Source organism: Actinomadura sp. K4S16, from assembly GCF_008327685.1.
Taxonomy (GTDB): Bacteria; Actinomycetota; Actinomycetes; order Streptosporangiales; family Streptosporangiaceae; genus Spirillospora.
This window is the reverse complement of the sequence record NZ_BDDE01000022.1, coordinates 156,214-178,534: the sequence shown is the minus strand read 5'-3', so window position 1 is coordinate 178,534 and position 22,321 is coordinate 156,214. Positions and strand designations below refer to the sequence as shown.

Sequence of the window (22,321 nt, the reverse complement as noted above, 5' to 3'; positions counted from 1 at the left end):
GCCCAGCTCCTCCCCCGCAGCAAGGCACCGCCCCCATGCCTGTCGACGAACACGAACAAACCCACCACGCCCCCGACACCCCGCCCCGGGCGCGCCCCACCCGCCCGCAGAAAGCCCACCGCACCCCGGCACCCGACCCCGTCCAGCCGCCCGACCGCCCGGACCTGACCTGGGCGCTGCGATCCGCCCAGCGCGGAGACCAGCACGCCTTCAAAGTCCTCTACGACGACCTCAACCCCCGCCTGCTGCGCTACCTGCGCACACTCGTCCACACAGAAGCCGAAGACGTCGCCGCGGAAACCTGGCTCCAGATCGGACGCGACCTGACCGCCTTCCACGGCACCTGGCACAAATGGCGCTCCTGGGCCATCACCATCGCCCGCAACCGCGCCCTCGACCACATCCGCCACCAGCAACGCCGACCCCACACCCATATCCCCATCGAGGAACTGCAGGACCGCTCCAACCACCACAACACCGAAACCGATGCCCTCAGCCGCCTCGCTTGGCAAACCGCTCTCCTCCTCATCACCACCCTCCCCCAAAGCGAAGCCGAAGCCGTTCTGCTACGCCGCATCATGGGCTTCACCGCCACCGAAGCCGGCCACATCCTCGGCAAAGAACCCGGCGCCATCCGCACCGCCACCCACCGCGGACTCCGCAAACTCACCCACCACGCCCACCAGTTAGACCCCAACCCCTAACCCGCCGAGACGCCTCCGTTACATCGCCCACCCCGAGCACCAGCAACGGACTCCCAGCACTACCGCGCAGCCCACCGGTCGGCAGCCATAACGGCCCGGTGGGCTGGCGGTTCGCCGCGGTCGCCCACCCGGACCACCAGATGGAGACCAGATTCGAACCCTCTCGAGGACGTCGGCAATAGGAGGTCCGCAGACAACTCCACCCTCCAGATGGAACGGCCGACCGGGAAGCGGCCCGAGAAGTCGCAGGCTGACGACGAGGCTCCGGGCTGCCGCCACAGCTAGAGGGCCTGGCGGCCGGAGAGCACCCCACGCACCAGCGAGCAGGACACCGGGCGAGAGCCATCCCTGTGGCCTCGTTCGAGGTGGGAGAAAGATGATCTCCCAGATTCCTCCCAGTGGATCAGGAAGGCCCTCCCTCAGAGTCGAGGAGGGCCTGTGAGACGGCGATGCGCACCAGTTCGAACGCGTGGCCTCTTCGACGCCTCGAAAACGCCGAAGAGGCCCGCTCTCTTCGAGAGCAGACCTCTGAGCTGGGGAAACGTGGGCGATACTGGGTTCGAACCAGTGGCCTCTTCGGTGTGAACACGACCGATCAGGGCCAGGACAAGCCGCTTCTCGCCATCGCCGCTGGTCAGCGAGCGCCCTTCGCCCCACCACGGCACAGCTTGGGGAAGATCGAACCCGTTACGCTCTCCCGCAATTGACAGCCTGCCGCCTCGACAACACGTGACCCACGGTAGCCGTTGTTCGGGGCCACCGCCCGATGGATGTTGTGGAGGACGGGGAGCCCGGGTGGGAGTCCGGGCTTGACCCCGTCATGGCCGTCGGTGCGCTGTCATCGGATCCCAAGACCGAAGGGGCGTCCAAGCGACTGAGGTCTACGATCCCCCGAGTTCCGGCCCGGTGGCATCGTGGCGAACCCTGCCTTCTGCGCAGCTGATCAGCGTAACGATTACCCGAAGAGACGGCAGTAGACAGATTTTTACAACGGCCGGTTACGTCTGCCCTGGTCAGGCGCGTAACAGTGTGTGCAGATACGTAAATACCCCCATCAAGCCCTTCCGCGCTTCCATGACGTAGGCCACGATGATGCGCAAGGTGCCTCCTCCGCTCGGCCCGGTTGTGGGAGATCTGGTCGGTGGGATGCGGTCGGTCGGCGCCCCGTCATGGATCCCAAGACCGTGCGGAAGGCGAGATGAAGCTGACACTGCAAGTCGACGAGGTTCCGGCCTGGCCGGTCCCGTTAGCGCATGTGATCAATGCATGCGGAGGGTTTGCGTTCCTGCTGCAGGGAGCACCGGGACCAATGGGCACCGTGGTGACGCTGGCGGTAGGTGCCTCACTGGGGCAACTCGCCGCTGCCTCAGTCCGTCAGCGGCGGGCCTGAGCGCAGCGGACCCACGGCGATGAATCAACCCGTAGAGGGTGTGCCGTTCGAAGAGTTGGTCGTAGGGCTGGTTCAAGCACGTCCGCAGCATGATCTGCCGCGACAGTTGGTACCAGCCCTTCGACAGCTTATCGATCCGCATGCCCCCCTGCCGAACTGGCGCGAATGCCCACGCGTGCTGGAGCCACTGGGAATGCTGCCAGCTCAGATCCCCGTCTTCAAAATGGCGCATGAAGAGGCCGTGCAACGTCGCCATCTCACACGGCCGCGATCGACGAGTCTTTTGGAGTCAGAACAGGTCGACGTTTTCATGACGCCTGTATCGCGGGAGCTAGATGGTTTACCGAGGCCCCCGGAGGACGTCGAAGCACATAATCACAAGCCGGATCCCCTTACGGAGGTGCCCCGGCCGAGCACCTTCGCGGAGTTGGACCTTGTTTTGCGGAGGTACTGGCGATGGGCCGGTCGTCCTCCGACCCGGGAACTGGCCAAACGTTCCGGTGGCGTGTTCTCGCACGCCACCGCCCACAAACTGACCGGTGGACGACGTGCGGGGGCTATGCCGTTCACCACCAAGCTGCACTATCTCATCGCCTTCGTGAGAGCTTGCGGAGGCAATGACGAGGATCAGCGTCGGTGGAGCAGCGCTTGGCGAGTGATCGAGATGCATGAGGATGGGCGATGACTTCGTCGATCGACTTCCGGCTCAGGAGCCACGCGCACGCTTCATCGAGCGCCATGCCGAAGCGGGCAGGATCGGCGCTCTGGAGGTGTCACCATCTCTGAACAGAGCCAACCGCCGCATGCATTCGGTCAACTTCCACTGATCGGCCAGGGCGACATCCGTGCTGAGTTCGATCGCGCGTTGGCGACGGTCGAGCAGGATGGATTTGCGTTCCTCGCCCTGACCGGCGAATTGGGGGCCGGCAAGACTCGCTTGCTGAGAGCGTTGGCGGACGTCGCGGGCACGCGATGGCTCGTGCTGATGGGTCAGGCGCCGCCAGTACAGCCCGCACAGCCGTGGGGAGCAGTCGCTGATGCTCTCGACGGCTATCTGCTCTACAACAGGCCCGCCCTGGCAGGTCCAGTCCAGGAACTTCTGGCGGAGCTCGCCCACGCAGCGGACCGGCATGCCACCCCAGATGTCACCGAAGCGCCAGACAGGGGCGAGGCACCCGAGGGCGAAGGCGAGGAGGGTGCAAGACTTCTGTTGCGGCCCACCGTCAGGCGACTCCTGGAGCAGTTGGCCGCACCGTCTGGCCTGGTGTTGATTTTGGATGACCTTCACTGGGCTGACAGCACCACCCTCGCGCTGCTTGACGACCTGGTTCGCCATCCACCGCTTGCGAAGATCTTGGTGGCGGTGGCCTACCGCTCCGGCCAGGCATCAGCGCGGTTGACCGCATTGATCAAAGCTGCCGAACTGAAATACACCTCGATTACGATTCCTGCGCTGACACCGGACCAAGGAGAAGACCTGCTCAGCCGTCTGGGCTCGTACATAAGCCCGGATCAGCAGCAGGCGCTGTACCGCGCCAGTCAAGGCAATCCTCTGTACCTTGAGGCACTGGGCCGAATGGCCCAGTGCCAAGACGATGTTTTGGAGTCCCTGCCGTACGCCTTGCCATCGCAACGGGCACCCATGCTACCGCCCCACCTTGCCACCGTGCTGACGCTCGAACTGCGCCTGCTGTCGACATCTGCCTTGCAGGTCGCCTGGGCGGCCGCAGTGATCGGTCGAGACTTCGAGGTTATGCACGCCGCAGCCGTTGCCGAACTGTCACCACAAACAGCCCAGAACGCGGTAGACGATCTGTGCGCCCACGGCATCATCCAGCCCGTCACGGGCGGCCGATTCGCCTTCCGTCACCAGCTTCTCCGTCACGCGGCCTATGCCTGCAGCCCCTCCGACTGGCGGCAAACCGCCCATGCCCGCGCGCTCATGTCAAGTGAGACACCCTCCCCAGAGCAGATCAGCTCACCTCCCACTCCTGGACCACCACAGACCGCTCGGAACACGGCCGTGCGCTCAAGGGCTCTCTCTCTACGCGAGCGCTGGCCTGATCCCCTGCCCGGGCAGGGGAAACTGGTGGGTCGCGGGGACGCCCTCCACGCGCTTGGCCGCGCCCTCGACGCGCCGGGCTTCGGGTTCGTCGCCGTGGTCGGGGAGCCAGGCGCCGGGAAGACTCGGCTGCTCAACGAACTCGCGGACGGCGCGACCACACGACGGCTGCCGTTCCTAGCGGGCCGCGCCGCCGAGTTCGAACAGGAAATGCCGTTCGGCGCCGTGGTGGATGCTCTCGACGACCAGCTTGAGGAGCGCGCCCCAGAGCTCGGGCCTGTCGCACTGCAACTGCTCGGCGCTGTGTTCCCCGCCCTCGGCGGTATCGGCCCGGCGGCTACGCCGCCTGCGGCGTCGTCGCATGTCGCTCGGTACCAGCTTCACCGCACTATCCGGCACCTGTTGGAGGAGCTGGCCGGCCCGCCGGGCGGGCTCGTTCTAATCCTGGATGACCTGCACTGGGCCGACGACGCCACCATCGAACTTCTCGACCACCTCGTCCGGCACCCCCCGCGCGCCCGGCTGCTGGTGGCAGTGGCCTACCGACCCGCACAGGCATCGCCGCGACTCGCCGCCTTGGTCGCTGCGGCCGGCCCGCAGGGCACATACGTGGCGGTCAACCCGCTTACGCAGAGCGAAGTAGAGGAGTTCCTCGGCCCCGACGTAGGCCAGACATACCGCGAGGCGCTTTACAAGGCAACCGGGGGAAATCCCTTCTACCTGGAAGCGCTAGTCCGGATGAAGCAAGATGACGCGTCCTCCGCAAGTGACGGCGCCGAGTGGCAAGACAAGATCGCCTCTCTACCAGGGGTCCCACCCGCCGTGCGGACCGCACTGCAAGTGGAGCTGAGAACGCTACCCGAGCAGGCGCTACTCTTGGCACGAGGTGCCGCCGTCGCCGCCGATGTGTTCGAACCTTCACTCGCTGCGGTCGCCGCCGAGATCGACCAGGCCGCCGCGCTCGCTGCGCTGGATGTGCTGACCGCGCACGACGTGGTACGTCCCGCGCCCGGCGGCCGGTTCCGGTTCCGGCATCCGCTGGTGCGGCACGTGGTGTACGCGTCAACGGCTGCGGGGTGGCGGGTCGCCGCGCACGCACGCCTGGCTGAGCACCTCGCAGAGGTGGGCGCACCCACCTCCGTCCGGGCCCACCACGTGGTGCGGTCGGCGCGGTTCGGCGACCGCACCGCGATCGGAACGCTAGTCGACGCGGCCCGCGTCGTCTCGCTCCAGGCACCCAGAACCGCCGCGTACTGGCTGGAGGCTGCGCTAGCGCTGCTGCCGGAAGAGGCCGACGCTGTTGCCGACCGGCTTGAACTGCTTCTGGAACTAGCGCATGTACAGGCGGTGAGCGGCAATGCAGCGACGGGCCTCGAGACCGCGCGAACTCTACTCGGCCTGCTGCCCGCTACCGACACTGCCCGCCGCGCACGCACCATTCAGCTGTGCGCCGTCATGGAGCGGCAACTCGGCCGCATCCACGAGTCGCGGGCCATCGTGCTGGACGAGCTACGCCGCATCACTGACCGGCAGATGCCCGAGGCTGTCCTACTCCGCCTCAGACTCGTCTCCGATCGCATGCAACGCGCCGATATCCTCGGGGCACGGGCAGTCCTCGATACAATTGCCAACAGTGCCCCGGAGCGGGGACCGGGGCTGGCTGCGGCCGTCGCCTCGATGCGCCCGATGGCGGCCTATGCCGCCGGCGACATCGCTGACGCGATCGCGTACATCGACACTGCCGACCGGCTCTTGTCCACAGCGACCGATATCGACTTGGCCGACTGCCTGGAAAACGCCCTCTGGCTGGTGAGGGCGGAAACATTTATTGGCATGTACGACAGCGCGCTCAGACACGTCGAGCGGCTCATCACGATCGCGCGGGCGCAGGGGCAGACCTACATCCTCGGCTACATGTTGGCCGCGCAGGCGCGGGCGCTCGCGCTGATCGGCCGGATCGGCGAGGCCACGGCGTCCGCCGACGAGTCCGCTGCAGTCGGGCGTGAGCTGCGCTCCGCCGAGGTGCTCGCGTACGGGCTGACCGAGCAGTGCCTCCTCACGAGCTGGAGGGGTGACCACGACCACGCAGTCCAACTCGGCGCCGAGGCCGTCGCACAGGACCACGGTTCCGGCGAGTGGTGGACGCAAATGGCTCACGTTGCCCACGCCTACGCCTTGATCAACGCCGGACGACAGGAAGAGGGCGCCGACATGTTAATCGAGGCGTGCAGCGACGTTGTCTCCCCACGCCTCGACCGGAGCACCCTCGTAATGTGCGCAGAGACACTGGCGTCCATACGCTCCGGCCAGGACCGTTCAGACCAAGCGCGCAAGTGGGCCGACATCGCCGCCACCCTCACCACACCCGAGCTCGGCGGCGACATCGGGGTGGCAAGGCTCGCCGAGGCCCACGCGATCCGTTGCACCGACCCGGCACTCGCCGCAAGGACTGCCGCTGAAGCCGCGGAGATCCTCACTGCGGCGGGACGCCGACCGGACGCAGGGCGCGCCGAGCTGGCCGCCGGGACCGCGTATGGGGTGGCGGGCCAGCGCGCCCCAGCCCGCGAGAGGCTGCGCGCCGCGGCGGAGGTCTTCGAGTCGTGCGGGATGCGGGCGCTGCACGCGCAGGCCGTCCGGGAGCAGCGACGGCTCGGCGTCCGGATACCGGGAGCGAGCAGGTCGGGCAAGGCTACAGCTAGGAAGGGTGAGGCCTTCCTCGGACTCTCCCCCCGCGAATGGGAAATCGCGCTCCTGGTCGCAGACGGCCACAGCAACCAACAGATAGCCGGACGGCTCTATCTGAGCGTGCGAACGGTTGAGACCCATCTGTCAAAAATATTCACCAAGATCGGCGTCGCGTCACGTGTTGGCGTGGCCACTGCAGTGAACCGGCAACAGTTGTAGGTGCGGACACTTAAAAGCAGACTTCAGCCCGGCGACGCTACCTCCGAGCGATGGTCCACCTCGTCGACCGAAACGGGCGCGCGGTACCTACGAGCAACATGGTGTCGCCGACCGTGACCGCGACGCGCCTCGGCCGGCTCGGGACCGGCCAGCGGCGTCAGCGATCCCGTCCCGCATGGTGCTCGGGAGATCTGGGATCTCTGGCATACCGGCCGTCCGACCCGAACGAACCTGTGGTCCAACTGCCACCGGGCACTGCGACATGAATGGTGCCGTGCGGCGGTTACCCACTATCGCCATGACCGGCCGGACCGGCCGACTGGAGGCACCTACGACCTCGACAGCCGCTACATCACCGACCTGGAGGACTCCTACTGTGCCCTCGGCAAGGCCATCAACTGCCCTGGCGGTTACTTCGGCTGGAACCCCCAGGCGCTTTAAGAGTGCCTGCGCGGCCCATGGGGCGCCGCCCCTCCGTTCCATCTGTGCTGGCATCGGTCCGACGTGGCACGCCGCCACCTCATCCCGGGCGATGACCGCCCACCCTACGACATCCACCTCTGGGGCCCCACCATCACGCTTCAGGACCTCCTCGATGTCCTCAGCGTGGCCGAGGGACTGTCCTAAAGATCGTGTGGGTGGGGTGGTGACCCTGAAGGCTGGGGCCGTTGCCCCCGCCCGGGAGAGAATCTGCGAGCGACGACGAGCGGTCGGGCTGGCTGGATGTCCGGGCCTCCGTCGAGCTGATCCAGCGGGTCCGGGCAGGGGTCGACGGTGGGCCGACGGGCTTGCCCAGTGCCACCAAGGCGGTGCTGCAGACCGCGCGCCCGAAGCGGAGATTTCCGAGCATCTGCGCCACGAACGGGCGAACACCCGGCCCGCTGGCCGGTAGCCACCGCAACCGCCAACTCGTCCGCAGCCGTGTCCACCAAACAGAATCGCAGTACCGCGGGACTGGGCGAAACCTTTACGTTGTAGATCATTAAATTGTTCACCTCCGCTCTGTACTGCTCTCCGCGAGAATGGGCGGGAGCGTAGGCAAGGGCCACTGGTATCCAGCGCTGCTTCTCGTCGTTCAAGCCGGAGCGGGGGGCGGTGAGGACAGCGTTGGACCGATGGCCGGCCGGTTCCGCCAGCGGATATCGCCGCCGTCGCAGGTGACGACGGTGCCGCCCGGATGCACGGTGGCGGTGACGGCCTCGCGGGTCTTCGCGAGGCAGCGGACGCTCGTTCGAGCACGGCGACCGGCGGGTCTGCACCCAGCAGGACGTCCCGGCATGCGCGGATGACCGCAAAGCCGGAGCCGGTGAAGGCCGCGCCGTACCAGCGGGCCTTCCCCGGGACGGGTCAGACGGTTCGACGTTGCAGCAGCGACACCTTCAGACGATCCAGCTGACCTGCTACCTGCACCCTGCCAAAGCAGGACGCAGGCTCCCCGCACACTGGCCTGTCGGGCATGCCGCAAGGCAGACTCCAGCTCCACCCCGGCTCGTGGTTCCTGAGCAGACATGCGGCGAGCACTCAGCTCGACTTCGACCGCGCAGAGTGACTGGTAGTGCGGTCTTCTTGTGGCCTCGTTCGCGGTGGGAGAGGGATGATCTCCCAAATTGCTCCCACCGGGGCACCAGTGGCCAACCCCGGAGTCCAAGAAGCCGCCCTGCGGGAGCGAGGTTGCGCGCTGCTGGACCGAAACCCGTGACCTCTTCGGGGCTGCGACAACGCCAAAGAGGCCTGCTCATCGTCCGAGCAAGCCTCTGACCTGGCAAAACGTGGGCGATACTGGGTTCGAACCAGTGGCCTCTTCGGTGTGAACGAAGCGCTCTCCCACTGAGCTAATCGCCCCTGCGGAACGTGTTCCGACGTCGGAAACTCTAGCGCATGTCCTGGGGTGGTCGCGCGCTGGTTTCGCGGGGGTCAGGTCCAGAAGGCGGGGTCTTCTATGTTCCAGGGGAGGGTCTTGCCGTAGACGGCCAGGTAGGCGGTCAGGGCGGCGGCGAGGGCCAGGGCGGTCAGGGTGCCCAGGATGGTGTTGCGGCGGCGGGCTCGGGGGTCGAAGGCCTTCTCCTTGGCGCGGTCGGCGGCGGTCTTGGCGCGGTGGAGGGCGCGCTGGGCCCAGGCGAACTCTGTGGCGAGGATGGCCAGGCCGATGACGATGCCTAGGAGGCCGGGGCCCGGGGTCACCATCATGACCAGGCCGCCGACGAGGACGGCGGCGCCGGTGAGGAAGACGCCGGCGCGCCAGGCGGTGTTGAGGAGGGGGTTGCGGCGGATCCGGGCGCGGAGGCGGTGGATGAGGCGGGGCTCCGCTTCCTTTTCATGATTTATTGCCACGGATTTACTCTAAGGCAGCGGATGGGCCGTCGGGGGCGCCGGGGAGCATGCGGATCGGCCTGCGGGGCGGGCGGGTGAGGGCGAAGGAAAGTTTCGGATGATCCGCTTTTGCGCAGGTCAGACGCTGGTTTTGCTAGGGTGAGATGGATCACAAAGGCCGGGGACGCCGGAATGTTCGGCCGAGTTCAGGCAGTTAGGCGTCATAGATCGCGGGGATGTCGGTGAGGAGGAGAACCGCTCACCGGAGCACCCGTGAGCCAGCGGGACCGACGTAAGAGGGAATGGCCATGAACAGCAGTACCACCGTCTCAGCAGAGCTGGGCCTCCGTCTCGTCGTCCCCGACAGCACGACCGTCCCCCTGCTGGCCGGGCTGGAGTACGCGGCCGACGACCCGTACGCCATCCGGATGGCCTTCTACGTGGGCGACGACGAGCCGGTTGAGTGGATCTTCGCTCGGGAGCTGCTCACGGTCGGCATCGTGCGCAAGGTCGGGGACGGGGACGTCGAGGTCTGGCCGGGCGAGGACGACGGCACGCTGAACATCGCGCTGTCCTCCCCGTTCGGGGACGCGCTGTTCGAGGTGCCGCTCTCCCCGCTCGCCGACTTCCTCCACCGGACGTACCAGGCGGTGCCGGCCGGTGAGGAGAGCGAGTTCATCGACATCGACGCCGAACTGGAGAACCTGCTCTGGCCGTCCTAGCCGGACAGCCGCGCGATGTGGCGCATCTTGTTCATCGCGTCCAGGGCGGCGACCTTGTAGGACTCGGCGAGGGTGGGGTAGTTGAAGACGGCGTTGACGAGGTAGTCGATCGTGCCGCCGCAGCCCATGACCGTCTGGCCGATGTGGACGAGCTCGGTGGCGCCGGTGCCGAACACGTGGACGCCGAGGAGCCGCCGGTCCTCCGGTGAGACGAGGAGTTTCAGCATCCCGTAGGAGTCCCCGATGATCTGGCCGCGGGCGAGCTCGCGGTAGCGGGACACGCCGACCTCGAAGGGGACCTTGGCCTCGGTCAGGGCGTCCTCGGTGCGGCCGACGAAGCTGATCTCGGGGATGGTGTAGATGCCGATGGGCTGGGTCTCGTGGATCTGCGAGACCGGCTCGTCGCAGGCGTGGTGGGCGGCGAGGCGGCCCTGCTCCATCGAGGTGGCCGCGAGGGAGGGGAAGCCGATCACGTCCCCGACCGCGTAGATGTGCGGGACCTCGGTGCGGTAGTGCTCGTCGACCTTGATCCGGCCGCGCCGGTCGGCGGTGAGGCCCGCGGCCTCCAGGCACAGGTCGCCGGTCATGCCGTGGCGGCCCGCGGAGTACATGACGGTGTCGGCGGGGATCCGCTTGCCGCTCTCCAGGACGGTGATCGCGCCGCCGCCCGTCCGCTCGACGGACGCGACGCTCTCGCGGAACCGGAACGTGACGGCCAGGTCGCGCAGGTGGTACTTGAGGGCCTCGACGATCTCCAGGTCGCAGAAGTCGAGCATGCGTTCGCGCCGCTCGACGACGGTGACCTTGGTGCCGAGCGCGGCGAACATCGAGGCGTACTCGATGCCGATCACGCCGGCGCCGACGACGACCATGGTCTCGGGGATGCGGTCCATGTGGATGATGCCGTCGGAGTCGATGATCGTCCGGTCGTCGAAGTCGACGGTGTCGGGCCGGGCCGGGCAGGTGCCCGTGGCGATCACGATGCGGTCGGCGGTGACCTTCTGCTCGCGGTCGCCGGCGCCGCTGACGGCGATCGTGTCGGGCTCCAGGAAGCGGCCGGTGCCGGAGAGCACCGTGACGTGGTTGCGGGCGAGCTGGCTGCGGACGACGTCGGTCTCGCGGCCGATGACGTGCTGGGTGCGCATGCCGAGGTCGGCGATGGTGATCTCTTCCTTGACCCGGTAGCTCTGCCCGTACAGCTCGCGCTGGTTGAGCCCGGTCAGGTAGAGGACGGCCTCGCGGAGCGTCTTGGACGGGATCGTCCCGGTGTTGATGCAGACGCCGCCCATCATGTCGCGGCGGTCGACGATGCCGACTTTGCGGCCCAGTTTGGCGGCGGCGATGGCCGCGCGCTGCCCGCCGGGTCCGGAGCCGAGGACGAGGAGATCGAAGTCGTTCACTCCCCCAGTCTGACGGTCAGGCACCTTACTGATAAGGGCTTTCGCCGGATCTATCCCGATGCCAGGAGGCCGGCGGCGAGCGCGTCCAGTCCTGACTTGATGCGGTCGAGGGGCATGCCGAGCGTGCGGCGCTGGTGGAGGAACAGGTTCGCGGCGAGGGGCGCGAGGAGGGCGTCGGCCAGGTAGGCGGTGTCGGCGTCCGGGCGGATCTCGCCCAGCAGCATCGCCAGGTGCCGGTGGTAGAGCCCATAGGAGCCGTCGCGGAAGCGGGCGTCGGGCGGGTCGGACTCGGCCATCAGAAGCAGGTCGGCCTGGGCCTCGGTGCGGTCGGCCAGGGCGTGCAGGAAGGCGCGGACGCGCTCGGCGGGAGCGGCGCCGGGGCCGAGCGGCGGCGGGCCCTGGATGAAGGCGGCCTGGAAGTCGCGCTCGCGGTCGTCGATCACGGCGTAGACGAGCCGGGCCCGGTCGCCGAAGCGGCGGTAGACGGTGCCGACGCCGACCCCGGCGGCCCGCGCGACCTCGTCCATGGAGACGGCCTCGGGCCCGCGGGTGGCGATCACCTCAGCGGCGGCGCGCAGGATGCGGCGGCGGTTGTGCGCCGCGTCCGCGCGCTCGGCGGGCGGCCGCCCGACCACGGGCAACTCCCGCATCCAGCCCCCTCTAGGCACGGCACACCAGCGTAACGGGTTTGTATCCGGAAAGTTCTCCGGTTAAGCTCGCTAACCGGAACTTTCTCCGTTTAGTGGACGGGAGTCGGGATGACAGCGGATCTGGCGGGACGGGCGGCGCTGGTGACGGGAGGCGGGCGCGGGATCGGGGCGGCGATCGCGCGGCGGCTGGCCCGGCACGGCGCCGACGTCGCGGTGACCTACGTGCGGGCCCCGGAACGGGCCGCGGATGTCGTCCGCGACATCGAGGCGGCGGGCGGGCGCGGGCTGGCGATCGCCGCCGACGCGGCGGATCCGGAGGCGGTCTCCGCGGCCGTCGACCGGGCGGCGGCGGAACTCGGCCGGCTCGACATCCTGGTCAACAACGCCGGGATCGCGCCCTACGGGCCGCTGGAGGACGTGTCGGTCGACGAACTCGACCGGACCCTGGCGATCCACGTCCGGGCGGCGTTCGTCGCGGCGCAGGCTGCGGCCCGCCACCTCGGGCCGGGCGGGCGCATCATCAGCATCGGCAGCAGCCTCGCCGAGCGCGTCCCCTATGCCGGCTGGACGCTGTACGCGACGAGCAAGTCGGCGCTCACCGGGCTCACCCGGGGCCTGGCCCGCGATCTCGGGCCGCGCGGGATCACCGCGAACGTGGTGCAGCCGGGCTCGACCGACACCGAGATGAACCCCGCCGACTCCCCCGACGCCGAGTTCGAGCGCGGGTTCACGGCGCTCGGCCGGTACGGGCGCGCGGAGGAGATCGCCGCGATGGTCGCGCATCTGGCGGGCCCGGGCGGGGACTATGTCACCGGTGCGGCGATCGCCGTGGACGGGGGGTATGCGGCCTGATGGCGTGGGTGTTCCTGCTGATCGCGGGGTTGACGGAGCTGGTGTGGGCGACGGCGCTGAAGCAGTCGGACGGCCTGACGCGGCTCTGGCCGACCGTGATCGGGCTGTCGGTGGCGCTTCTCAGCGTCGTGGTGCTGTCGCTGTCGCTGCGGACCCTGCCGGTCGGGACGGCGTACGCGGTCTTCGTCGGCCTGGGGGCGCTCGGCGTCGCGCTCGTCGGCATGGTCGCGTTCGGTGAGAGCGCGTCGCCGGCGCGGCTGGCGTTCCTCGCCCTGATCGTCGTCGGCGTGGTCGGGCTGCAGGTCCTGGAGGGCTCTTAGCCGGGGCAAGATCGGGCAGAGTGGGGGCATGGCGAGGGAGATGCTGGGGATCGACATCGGCGGCTCGGGGATCAAGGGGGCCGCGGTCGACCTGTCGGACGGCTCGTTCACGCGGGAGCGGTTCCGGGTGGACACGCCGCGGCCGTCCAGGCCCAAGGCGGTCGCGAAGGTGCTCGCGGAGGTCGTGGACCACTTCGGATGGGAGGGGCCCGTCGGGGTCACCTATCCCGGCGTGGTGATCGACGGCGTGACGATGTCGGCGGCGAACGTGTCCAAGCGCTGGCTCGGGCTGGAGGCGCGGGCGCTGATCGCGGACGCCACCGGGCGCGAGATCACGCTGCTCAACGACGCGGACGCGGCCGGGATCGCGGAGATGCGGCTCGGCGCGGGACGCGGCCGGCACGGCACGGTCGTCGTGCTCACGCTGGGGACGGGCATCGGCAGCGCGCTGTTCACCGACGGGGTCCTCGTCCCCAACACCGAGTTCGGGCACCTCCAGATCGACGGGGAGGACGCGGAGATCCGCGCGTCGGCGAAGGCGCGGGACGAGCAGGGCCTCGGCTGGAAGAAGTGGGCGAAGCGGCTCAGCGTGTACATGCGGCACCTGGAGGCGTTGATCTCCCCGTCGCTGATCATCGTGGGCGGCGGGGTGAGCAAGAGGTCCGAGCACTTCATCCCGCTGATCGAGGGCGTCCGGGCGGAGATCGTCCCGGCGCGGCTGGTGAACAACGCGGGGATCGTGGGGGCGGCGATGGCGGCGGAGGCAGCGCATCCCCTGGAGGCCGCACGCTAGGACCTCCTGAGCCGGACGGTCGCGATCTCCCAGGGCCGCAGCGCCAGCGCGACCGTCCCCTCGTGGACGTCGAGCGGGATGCCGGGGCGTCCGCGCAGGTCGACGCGGGTCGCCTCGACGAGGTCGCCCCGCAGGACGGCGGTGGTGGGGTGGGCGCACTGGGCGACCATCCGGGTCTCGATCCAGCCGTCGCGGAGGCGCATGGAGGTCATGGCCACGCCGTCGCCCGTGATCGAGACGCCCTCCCGGGAGGCCGGGAGAGGCGTGGCGGCCCGTCCGTAACCGGCGGCGGTGAGCAGGTCGTGGCGGTATGCCTCGGCCGCCTGGAGTACCTCGGTTCCTGGCGCTTCGCCGGAGTAGGGCATGACCGCGAGGCCGACCGTGCGCTCGCCCCGGCACTGGGCCTGCGGCGTCGGGAGCTGCGGCCCGGCGGGCTGGTCGCGGTAGGCGTTGCGGTCGCGCGACAGGTAGCCGATCGAGCGCAGCAGCGTGAGCGCCATCTCCCGCCCGCCGAGGACCTCGTACTCGGTGGCGTGCTCCAGCAGGACGGCGAGGCCGCCCGCGGCGACGAAGCCGGACGCGGGGAACGTCGGCACGGGGCGCTCCCCGAAGCCGCCCTCGGCGGTGAGCCCCCGCTCGACGATCGCGAACTGGCCCTCGGCGAAGGACGAGCCGGCCTGGCGCGGCAGTGACATGTGGAGCCGGACGCGATGGTCGTCGCACCGGTTGTCGAACGTGACGCGCAGCCGCAGGAAGGGCTCCCCGGCGCGCAGTTCGGCGCGGGTGGTGACGGTCACGTCCTCCTCGGCGGTGGACCGGGCGTCGCCGGGGACGTCCCCGGAGGCGGGCCACCGGTAGGTCCGGACGATGTCGAGCGCGGCGACGAGCGGCCCCTCCCACACGGGCCGGACGTCCACCGTCCGGGGGTCGCCGACGATCCGGTCCTCGGCGGGCGGCGCGTAGTTGTAGGAGTCGCCCAGATCGCCGCCGTCCACGATGCGGCCGACCCCCTCGACGACGTGGCCGGACGGGGTGCGCAGCTGGAGCGTGCCGTCGTCGCGGACGTCGGCGCGCAGCAGCCCGTTGTCCAGGACGCTCCCCTCGGCCCTCACCGGCGCTTCCGGGGCCCCGCCCGGGGCGGCGGGCCAGACGGCGGTCAGCCCGAGGGCCGGCACCTCCACAAGCGCGGCGACGGTGCGGCGCGGGTCGGCCAGGATCCGGACGCGCCAGTCGCCGTCCGCGCCGCGCAGCGCCTCCCGCACCTCGCCGATGTCGAACGGGACGTCGGCGCGGGCCGTCACATGGAAGGTGAGGGTGCGCTCCTCCCGGGACACCGACCAGTCGCGGATCTCCTGCCCGAACAGCACCCGCCCGTACACCCGCTCCAGCAGGACGGGCAGCTCGGAGGCCGGGTGGACGGCGTCGTCCAGCACGGTGGGGGCGGTGTCGAGCGTCTGGACGGGGACCGGCCGCCCGTCCCCCGTCTCCAGCCCGGGCTCCCCTTCGCAGGGGATGTCCAGGGTGACGAGGCCGGTCCGCGTGGCGGGGGTCGGGTTGAACACCAGGTGCGAACCGAGCGGCACCTTCCCGGCGCGTTCGGCGGTGACGAGGTCGCAGACCGCGCGGCCGAGCTGCTCGGCCTCGGCCATGCGCGCCGCGACCTGCTCGGCGGTCTCGTCGCTGCCGCAGCCGGTGACCGAGTCGTGGCAGCTCACCTCGATGAGGTTCCGCCACGCCAGGTCGAGGAAGCGCTGCGCGTCGCCGGTGTACCAGAGCGCGGTCAGCGGCTCGGCGTACCGCTCCACAAGCCGCTCGGCGCGTCCCATCAGCTGCTTGAGCCGGACGCGGGCCGACAGCACGCCGGGCAGGATGTTGGCGCGCGCGTGGGAGCGCAACTCGCCCCGCACGCGCGGCAGGCCGTCCACGGACGTGTCCTCCCCCGCGAAGTACCCGGCGAGGGTGTCGAGGCGCATCGCGAGCCCGGCCGAGGCGACCCGGTCGGCGAGGTCGGCGGCGGGCGCGGTGTGGTCGGCCCCGTACATGGCCAGCAGGGCGCCGCCGCCCGGGTACCAGCGGCCCATCGACTCGGCGAACCCGGCGACGCGGCCGGTCAGCAGCGACGCGCCGTCCTCGAACTCCTCGAACATCGACGCGGCGTTGCCGTAGCCGCCCTCGGGGAGGTACTGGGTGCGGATCGCGGTCCCGTCCGGCGCCTCCCAGGCGAACGCGCGGGTGCGGACGCGGTCCGGGACGCCGCGCCACACGCAGGCGTGCTCGATCCCCGCGAGCCTGAGGATCTGCGGCGTCTGCGCGCAGTGCCCGAACTGGTCGGGCAGGTAGCCGACCATCATGGCGGCGCCCAGCTCCTCCGCGCGGCGCAGCCCGAGCTCCAGGTTCCGGACGATGTTCTCCCCGGAGCACAGGAACTCGTCGTGCAGGATCTGCCAGGGACCGACGGCGAGCCGGCCCTCCCGGACGAGCGCGGCCACCCGGTCCCGCCGCTCGGGACGGATCTCCAGGTAGTCGTCGACGGCGGCCATCTGCCCGTCCAGCGTGAAGTGCCAGCGGGGATCGGCCTCCATGCCGTCGATGACGCCGTCCAGCAGCGACACCAGGCGGAGCCGGAAGCGCTGGAACGGCAGGTACCACTCGCGGTCCCAGTGGGTGTGCGGCACGACGACGATCTCGGAGTCCTCGGCCCGGCGTTCTACCCGCACAGTGCGATCACCTCGTTCTCGTGGGTCTCCAGGCGGTGCATGCCCGCCGTGTCCGCGGGCATCCGGACGCGGTCGCCCCGGACGGCGGCCCGCCGCCCGTCCGGCCGGACCAGCACGGTCCCGTCCGCGCCGATGGCGGCGAGCTCGTCGCCGAGCCGCAGCAGGACCGGCGCGTCCGGGCCGGCGGACACCGACGTCCGCCCGGCGGCGAGCCCGCCCATCACGTCCTCCCCCTCGGCGAGGACCCAGGTGACGGGCTCGCCGAGGGTCTTCTCCTGCGCCGGGTCGTGGAAGTCGCTGCCGCCCAGGGGGACGACGCCCTCGGGCCGCCACACGTCCGCCCAGGCCAGCGGGGCGCCCCAGCGGCGGTCCCACCAGGACGAGTGCCAGATCTCGGCGAAGCGCGGCCGGTGCTCGGCGGGCAGCGGGCGGCGCCAGGCGCAGTCGCCGCTCAGCGGGTGGTTGACGGACATGAGGCCGCCGCGCGCGGCGGCGGTGGCGGCCCAGTCGGCGCTCGGCCTCCGGAAGTCGATCCAGCCGGTGCCGCCGAAGACGTTCGCGTGGCCGAGGTCGGTGGTGACCTCCTGGCCGGGCAGCAGCAGGATCCCGGCGTGCGCGCCGGCGGCGGGCAGCTCGGGATGGTGGCTGACGGTGTTGTGGTCGGTCACGGCGAGGAAGTCGAGGCCGCGGGAGGCGGCGAGGCAGGCCAGCTCGGGGACGGTGAGCGTGCCGTCGCTGTGGACGGTGTGCGAGTGCAGGTCGCCGGCGAGCCACCGCATCCCGGGCGGGGCGGGGAGGTCCCGGCGGGGCGGCCGTTCCGGTCGTGGGGGCGCTGGATGGTCCGGACGGTCTGGGATCGACCCCGAGGTGGTGACGGTGACCTCGTACGGGACGCCGTCGGGCGGGATGCGGTGCAGCCCGAGCCAGACGTGCCAGACGCCGGGTTCGAGCTCACCGGGGAGGTATCCGGGCGTCGCCCGGTCGGCCGCGATCGTGAACCGGCGGCGCGCCCCGCCGGACCAGCCGCGGAACCCGTCCGGCCCGTGGCAGCCCAGGTCGATCACCCCGCCGTCGAAGGAGAGCCCGACCGTGACCGACGCGGTGCCCGGCGGCACCTCGAAGGGGAGTTCGCGCAGGCCCTGCTCCAGACGGTCTTCCAAGGTCCACCGCCCGCTGTGCACGGTCATCCACGCCTCCCCTCCCCGGCCAAGGGCTTCGCCGCCGGCCCGGCCTCGCCGCCTCCGCCGGTCACCAGCTCGCCGTCGCGGTAGAGCAGGACGCGGCCCGGACGCGGCAGCGCCCATCCCTCCGCGTGGAAGTGGGCCTCGAAGTCCTCGCCCACCACGGCCCGCACCGTTTCGCCGCCGACGTCCAGGGTCACGAGGGAGGCCCCGCCGAGGTTCTCCACGACCGAGACCCTCCCGCCGAACGCCCCGTCCACCGGCTCGGTACTGAAATCCATGTACTCGGGACGTACCCCGCACACGACCTCCTGCCCGTCCAGCACGAGGCCGCGCGCCTCCTCCGGGACGGGCAGCTCGACGCCGCCGACCGCGACCGCCCCGCCCCGGACCGTGCCGGGCAGCAGGTTCATGGGGGTCGAGCCTATGAACGAGGCCACGAACAGGTTCGCCGGGCGCCGGAACACCTCCGCGGGCGTCCCGATCTGCCGGATCCGACCCGACTCCATGACCGCGATCCGGTCGGCGAGCGCCAGGGCCTCCGCCTGGTCGTGCGTGACGAACACCGTCGTGACCGCGACGCGCTGCTGGAACCTCTTCAGGAAGGTGCGGGCCTCCAGGCGGAGCCGCGCGTCCAGGTTGGACAGCGGCTCGTCCAGCAGGAGGACCCGCGGGTCGGCCACCACGGCGCGGGCGAGCGCGACCCGCTGCTGCTGGCCGCCCGACAGCTCCCCGGGGCGCCGCCCCTCCATCCCCGTGAGACCGAGCTCCCGGACGGCCTCGGCCGCGCGCTTGTACCGGACGGCGCGGCTCTGCTTCCTGACGCGCAGCGGGTAGGCGATGTTGTCCATGACGGTCATGTGCGGGAACAGCGCGTAGTCCTGGAACACCATGCCGACGTCGCGCCGGCCCGGCTGGATCCGCGTCACGTCCTTCTCGTCGAGGCTGATCGTCCCGCCCGTGGCCGCCTCCAGCCCGGCGATCGTGCGCAGCAGCGTCGTCTTCCCGCAGCCGGACGGGCCCAGCAGCGCGAAGAACTCGCCCGTCCCGACGTCCAGGTCGAGCGCGTCCAGGGCCCGGACGCCGCCCGGATAGACCTTCGCCAGCTCCCGAATGGTGATGGACGCCATCAGCGCTTGATCCCTCCGTGGAAGCGGAAGCCGTACCGGCGGCTGACGAACAGGTACATGAGCACGACCGGCAGGGAGTACAGCAGCGAGAACGTGGAGATCAGCGGCAGGTCCGGCTGGCCGCCCTCGGTGTAGAACGTGTACATGATCACCGAGGCGGGGGCCTTGTCCGGATTGCGCAGCAGCAGGAACGGCATGAGGAAGTCGCCCCACACCTGCGCGACCGTCCAGACCGCCACGGTGGCCAGGCCGGGACGGATCACCGGGACGACCACGTGCCGCAGGACCTGAAGCGGCGAGGCCCCGAACACCCGCGCGGCCTCCTCGTAGGACGTGGGCGTGGCGTCGGTGAAGTCCTTCAGCAGGAAGATCGCCGCCGGCAGCAGCCCGCCGGTCAGCACCAGGACCACGCCGAGCCGCGAGTCGATCAGGTGCAGGTTGAAGGCGAGCAGGAAGACCGGCACCATCGCGGCCGTCCCGGTGATGATCGACGACAGCAGGAGCAGGACGTAGAGCAGCAGGTCCCGGCCGGGCACCCGGACCCGGCTCAGCGCGTAGGCGGCCAGCGACGCGGTCGTGACGACGAGCGCGGCCGTCCCGGCGGCCAGCAGCACCGAGTTGCGCAGCGAGGCGAGCGCGTACGGGTTGTCCATCAGGACCCGGAAGTTGTGCAGGGTGAACTCGGGCAGCGACGCCGCGATGCCCGGGTTCGCGTCGAACGGCGCGAAGGCGAGCCAGAGCAGCGGCAGCGCGAAGAACCCGAGGACGGCCGAGACGAACACGGCCAGGCCGATGCGGCGCAGCAGCTCGCGGACGGTGTCGTTCACGCGGCCGCCCCCGCCGCCGAACGGGCCTCCCCCTTGCGGGCGCGGTCGCGCAGCGCCCGCAGGTAGAGCAGCGCGATCACCAGGTTGACCAGGATCATGACCAGCGAGATGGCGGCGCCGAAGCCGAGCCGGCCGTCGCCGAGCGCCGTCCGGTACACGTACACCGACATGATCTCCGAGCGCCCGTCCGGGCCGCCGGCGGTGATCAGGAAGGGGGTGAAGTCGTTGAACGTCCACAGGCTGACCAGCAGCAGGCTCGTCAGCACGTGCCCCCTGATGCGCGGGAGCACCGCGTCGCGGAGCGTCTGCCACGTGGAGGCGCCCGCGAGCCGCGCCGTCTCCAGATGGGACGGTGGAACGTTCCCGATCGCCGCGCCGTAGAGCATCATCGAGAACGCGGTCCCGCGCCACACGTTGAAGACCACGATGCACGCCATCGGATGGTCGAGCAGCCACGCCGTGCCCGGCGTGCCGAGCACGGCGTTGAGCGTGCCGCCGTCGCGGTCGAGCAGCGCGATCCACAGGAACGCGATGACCGAGGACGGCAGGATCCAGGCCAGCAGCACCAGCCCCTCCACCAGGCGCCTGACCGGGCCGGACCGGTCGCGCATCACCCACGCGATCGCGAAGCCGAGCACGGTCTGCCCGATCACCGCCGACCCGAGGACGAACTGGAGCGTCAGCCACAGCGATCGGTGGAAGTCCCCGTCGCCGAGCACGTCCCGGTAGTTGTCCGCCCCGACGAACCGCGGCTCGCTGGCGGCGATGCCGGTGAGCCGGTAGTCGGTCGTGCCCAGGTAGAGCGTCCAGAGCGCGGGGAACACCAGGAACACCGCGACGAGGACCAGCGCGGGCGCGACGAAGGCGGCGGCGCGCCCCCGGCCCAGCCCGGCCGCGTCGTCCCCGGGGGACGGCGCGGCCGCGGGCGGGGCGTCAGCGCGGGGTGACGTGGGCGGCGCCACCGACGATCCCCTCCAGCTTCTTGGTGTACTCGGCGGCCGCCTGGTCCGGGCTCTTGCCCGACACCACGCTCGCGGTGGCCTCCTGCAAAGCCGTCGACACCTGCGGATAGGCCGAGAGCCCCGGACGGTAGGACGTGACGGGCAGGACCTTCTCCGACACGAACGTCAGGAACGGGTCGCCCGCGAGGATCTCCTTGTTCACGTCCGTCCTGGAGGTGATCTCGGGAGTGCCGGCCGTCCGCGCCTTGACCATCTCCGGGGAGTTCATGAAGGCCAGCAACTCGAACGCCTGCTGCGGGTACTTGGTGTTGGGGTTGAGGACGGTCACCGCGCCGCCCGACATGCTCACGAACGACTGCCCGCGCAGGCCCCGCCCCGGGGAGAGCGCGGGGATGAGCGCGTAGCCGACGTCCTGGTCGCGCGTCTTCATCTTCGCGACGCCGGTCTTCGGGTTGAGGACGTCCCGCCAGAAGTAGTCGCCCTCGAACAGGATCCCGATCTTGCCCGCGGCGAACTCCTCGAACGACTTGTCGCGCCCCTTGGCCTCCTGCTGGAGCTTGGGGTCGCCGAGGCCCTCGCGGCCGTAGACCTGCGCGTACAGGCCGAGGACCTGCTTGAGCGCCTCGCCGCCGCCCGTCCACTTGCCGTCCGCGTAGATCTCGGCGCCGGCTCCGGCCAGCAGCGGGAGCGCCCCCTGCATGCTGGTGGCCTCGCCCATCGCGGTGCCCGCGTTCAGCTGGATCGGCGTCACGCCGGGGAGCCTCTTCAGGGCGCGCCCGGCCGCGAGGACGTCCTGCCAGCTCTTCGGCTGCCAGTCGGCGGGCAGCCCCGCCTGCCCGAACAGCTCCTTGTTGAAGAAGATGACCCGGCCGTCGGTCGCGGGCGGGACGCCGTAGCGCTCGCCGTCGAACATCGCCAGCCGTTGGACCGATCCAGGGATCTTCGACCAGCCGTCCCACGCGTCGGCGGGGGCCCCGACCGCCTTCTTGAGGGGCAGCAGGTAGCCGGCCTGGGCGAACTCGCCCACCCAGATGCCGTCGATGTCCATGATGTCGGCACCCGAGCGCGACTTCAGGTCGAGCGCCAGCTTCGTCTTGTACGCCTCGTCGTCGACGCCCTGCCCGCGGAACGTCACCTTCGCGGTGACGCCCTTGGCCTTCTGCGCCGCGACGAACTTCGGGATCACCGTCCTGGTGATCCACTCGGCCTCTTCGGTGTTCTTGCCGCCCTCGATGGCGTTGCGGGTGATCGTCAGAGAGAAGCTCTTGGCGTCCTTGCCGCGGTCCGGGTCCGCCGAGGATCCGCCGCCGCACCCGGCGAGCGCCGCGCCCGCCAGCACGAGCGCGGCCGCCGCGCCGATCCGCCTCCTGGAGAAGTCCCTACTGGAGAAGACCATG

General features: G+C 70.3%; 16 protein-coding genes and 1 tRNA gene. 7 read left to right on the top strand and 10 right to left on the bottom strand.

Annotation, left to right across the window (positions count from 1 at the left end; genetic code table 11):
• The first annotated feature begins 35 nt into the window (after nucleotides 1-35).
• The 3 genes from K4S16_RS34730 to K4S16_RS34725 all read left to right on the top strand — a co-directional run bounded on the left by K4S16_RS34730 (nucleotide 36) and on the right by K4S16_RS34725 (nucleotide 7,060).
• Nucleotides 36-704: an RNA polymerase sigma factor gene (locus K4S16_RS34730; RefSeq protein ID WP_149263298.1), complete on the top strand. Its 669-nt coding sequence runs from the start codon at nucleotides 36-38 to the stop codon at nucleotides 702-704.
• A 2,064-nt stretch (nucleotides 705-2,768) separates the two neighbouring features.
• Entirely contained in the window at nucleotides 2,769-2,921 is a 153-nt protein-coding gene (locus K4S16_RS44640) for a hypothetical protein (RefSeq protein ID WP_160161130.1), read from the top strand.
• A gap of 38 nt (nucleotides 2,922-2,959) precedes the next feature.
• A complete protein-coding gene (locus K4S16_RS34725) occupies nucleotides 2,960-7,060 on the top strand; it encodes an AAA family ATPase (RefSeq protein WP_149263297.1) in 4,101 nt (1,366 codons plus the stop codon).
• A gap of 1,770 nt (nucleotides 7,061-8,830) precedes the next feature.
• On the opposite strand, the gene K4S16_RS34720 is transcribed toward K4S16_RS34725, so the two are convergent.
• Both K4S16_RS34720 and K4S16_RS34715 read right to left on the bottom strand, forming a co-directional pair.
• Nucleotides 8,831-8,902 (bottom strand) — tRNA-Val (locus K4S16_RS34720).
• A 72-nt stretch (nucleotides 8,903-8,974) separates the two neighbouring features.
• The gene (locus K4S16_RS34715; RefSeq protein ID WP_149263296.1) at nucleotides 8,975-9,391 is read right to left on the bottom strand and encodes a TIGR02611 family protein; all 417 of its coding nucleotides are present in this window, start codon (nucleotides 9,389-9,391) and stop codon (nucleotides 8,975-8,977) included.
• A gap of 287 nt (nucleotides 9,392-9,678) precedes the next feature.
• On the opposite strand from K4S16_RS34715, the gene K4S16_RS34710 reads away from it, so the two are divergent.
• Entirely contained in the window at nucleotides 9,679-10,092 is a 414-nt protein-coding gene (locus K4S16_RS34710) for an SsgA family sporulation/cell division regulator (protein ID WP_149263295.1), read from the top strand.
• Here K4S16_RS34710 and sthA read toward each other — a convergent pair.
• Together sthA and K4S16_RS34700 are read right to left on the bottom strand one after the other, a co-directional pair.
• Entirely contained in the window at nucleotides 10,089-11,492 is a 1,404-nt protein-coding gene (gene sthA / locus K4S16_RS34705) for a Si-specific NAD(P)(+) transhydrogenase (protein WP_149263294.1), read from the bottom strand. The two genes, K4S16_RS34710 and sthA, sit on opposite strands and share 4 nt — an antisense overlap.
• Before the next feature lie 50 nt (nucleotides 11,493-11,542).
• Nucleotides 11,543-12,142: a TetR/AcrR family transcriptional regulator gene (locus K4S16_RS34700; protein ID WP_149263293.1), complete on the bottom strand. Its 600-nt coding sequence runs from the start codon at nucleotides 12,140-12,142 to the stop codon at nucleotides 11,543-11,545.
• A 108-nt stretch (nucleotides 12,143-12,250) separates the two neighbouring features.
• Here K4S16_RS34700 and K4S16_RS34695 point away from each other — a divergent pair, with 108 nt between their 5' ends.
• From K4S16_RS34695 to ppgK, 3 genes are read left to right on the top strand one after another with little or no spacing between them, the layout of a single operon-like run.
• A complete protein-coding gene (locus K4S16_RS34695) occupies nucleotides 12,251-12,994 on the top strand; it encodes an SDR family NAD(P)-dependent oxidoreductase (protein WP_149263292.1) in 744 nt (247 codons plus the stop codon).
• A complete protein-coding gene (locus tag K4S16_RS34690; RefSeq protein ID WP_149263291.1) occupies nucleotides 12,994-13,314 on the top strand; it encodes a multidrug efflux SMR transporter in 321 nt (106 codons plus the stop codon). Before K4S16_RS34695 ends, K4S16_RS34690 begins: the two co-directional genes overlap by 1 nt.
• A gap of 28 nt (nucleotides 13,315-13,342) precedes the next feature.
• On the top strand, nucleotides 13,343-14,107 hold the full coding sequence (gene ppgK, locus K4S16_RS34685) for a polyphosphate--glucose phosphotransferase (protein ID WP_149263290.1): 765 nt from the start codon (nucleotides 13,343-13,345) through the stop codon (nucleotides 14,105-14,107).
• Here the strand turns inward: ppgK and K4S16_RS34680 are convergent.
• The 6 genes from K4S16_RS34680 to K4S16_RS34655 are packed head-to-tail and all read right to left on the bottom strand — an operon-like array spanning nucleotide 14,104 to nucleotide 22,320.
• Nucleotides 14,104-16,824, bottom strand: coding sequence for a glycoside hydrolase family 38 C-terminal domain-containing protein (locus tag K4S16_RS34680; RefSeq protein ID WP_149263289.1), 2,721 nt, complete (start codon nucleotides 16,822-16,824; stop codon nucleotides 14,104-14,106). The genes ppgK and K4S16_RS34680 overlap by 4 nt on opposite strands.
• Entirely contained in the window at nucleotides 16,815-18,011 is a 1,197-nt protein-coding gene (locus K4S16_RS34675) for a CehA/McbA family metallohydrolase (protein ID WP_149263288.1), read from the bottom strand. Before K4S16_RS34675 ends, K4S16_RS34680 begins: the two co-directional genes overlap by 10 nt.
• Nucleotides 18,008-19,135: an ABC transporter ATP-binding protein gene (locus K4S16_RS34670; RefSeq protein WP_149263287.1), complete on the bottom strand. Its 1,128-nt coding sequence runs from the start codon at nucleotides 19,133-19,135 to the stop codon at nucleotides 18,008-18,010. The genes K4S16_RS34675 and K4S16_RS34670 overlap by 4 nt, the downstream gene beginning before the upstream one ends.
• Nucleotides 19,135-19,962, bottom strand: a complete 828-nt coding sequence (locus K4S16_RS34665) for a carbohydrate ABC transporter permease (RefSeq protein ID WP_141584916.1) — start codon at nucleotides 19,960-19,962, stop codon at nucleotides 19,135-19,137. Before K4S16_RS34665 ends, K4S16_RS34670 begins: the two co-directional genes overlap by 1 nt.
• On the bottom strand, nucleotides 19,959-20,924 hold the full coding sequence (locus tag K4S16_RS34660) for a carbohydrate ABC transporter permease (protein ID WP_149263286.1): 966 nt from the start codon (nucleotides 20,922-20,924) through the stop codon (nucleotides 19,959-19,961). The genes K4S16_RS34665 and K4S16_RS34660 overlap by 4 nt, the downstream gene beginning before the upstream one ends.
• Nucleotides 20,896-22,320, bottom strand: coding sequence for an extracellular solute-binding protein (locus K4S16_RS34655; protein ID WP_149263285.1), 1,425 nt, complete (start codon nucleotides 22,318-22,320; stop codon nucleotides 20,896-20,898). Before K4S16_RS34655 ends, K4S16_RS34660 begins: the two co-directional genes overlap by 29 nt.
• Nucleotide 22,321: the final 1 nt, after the last annotated feature.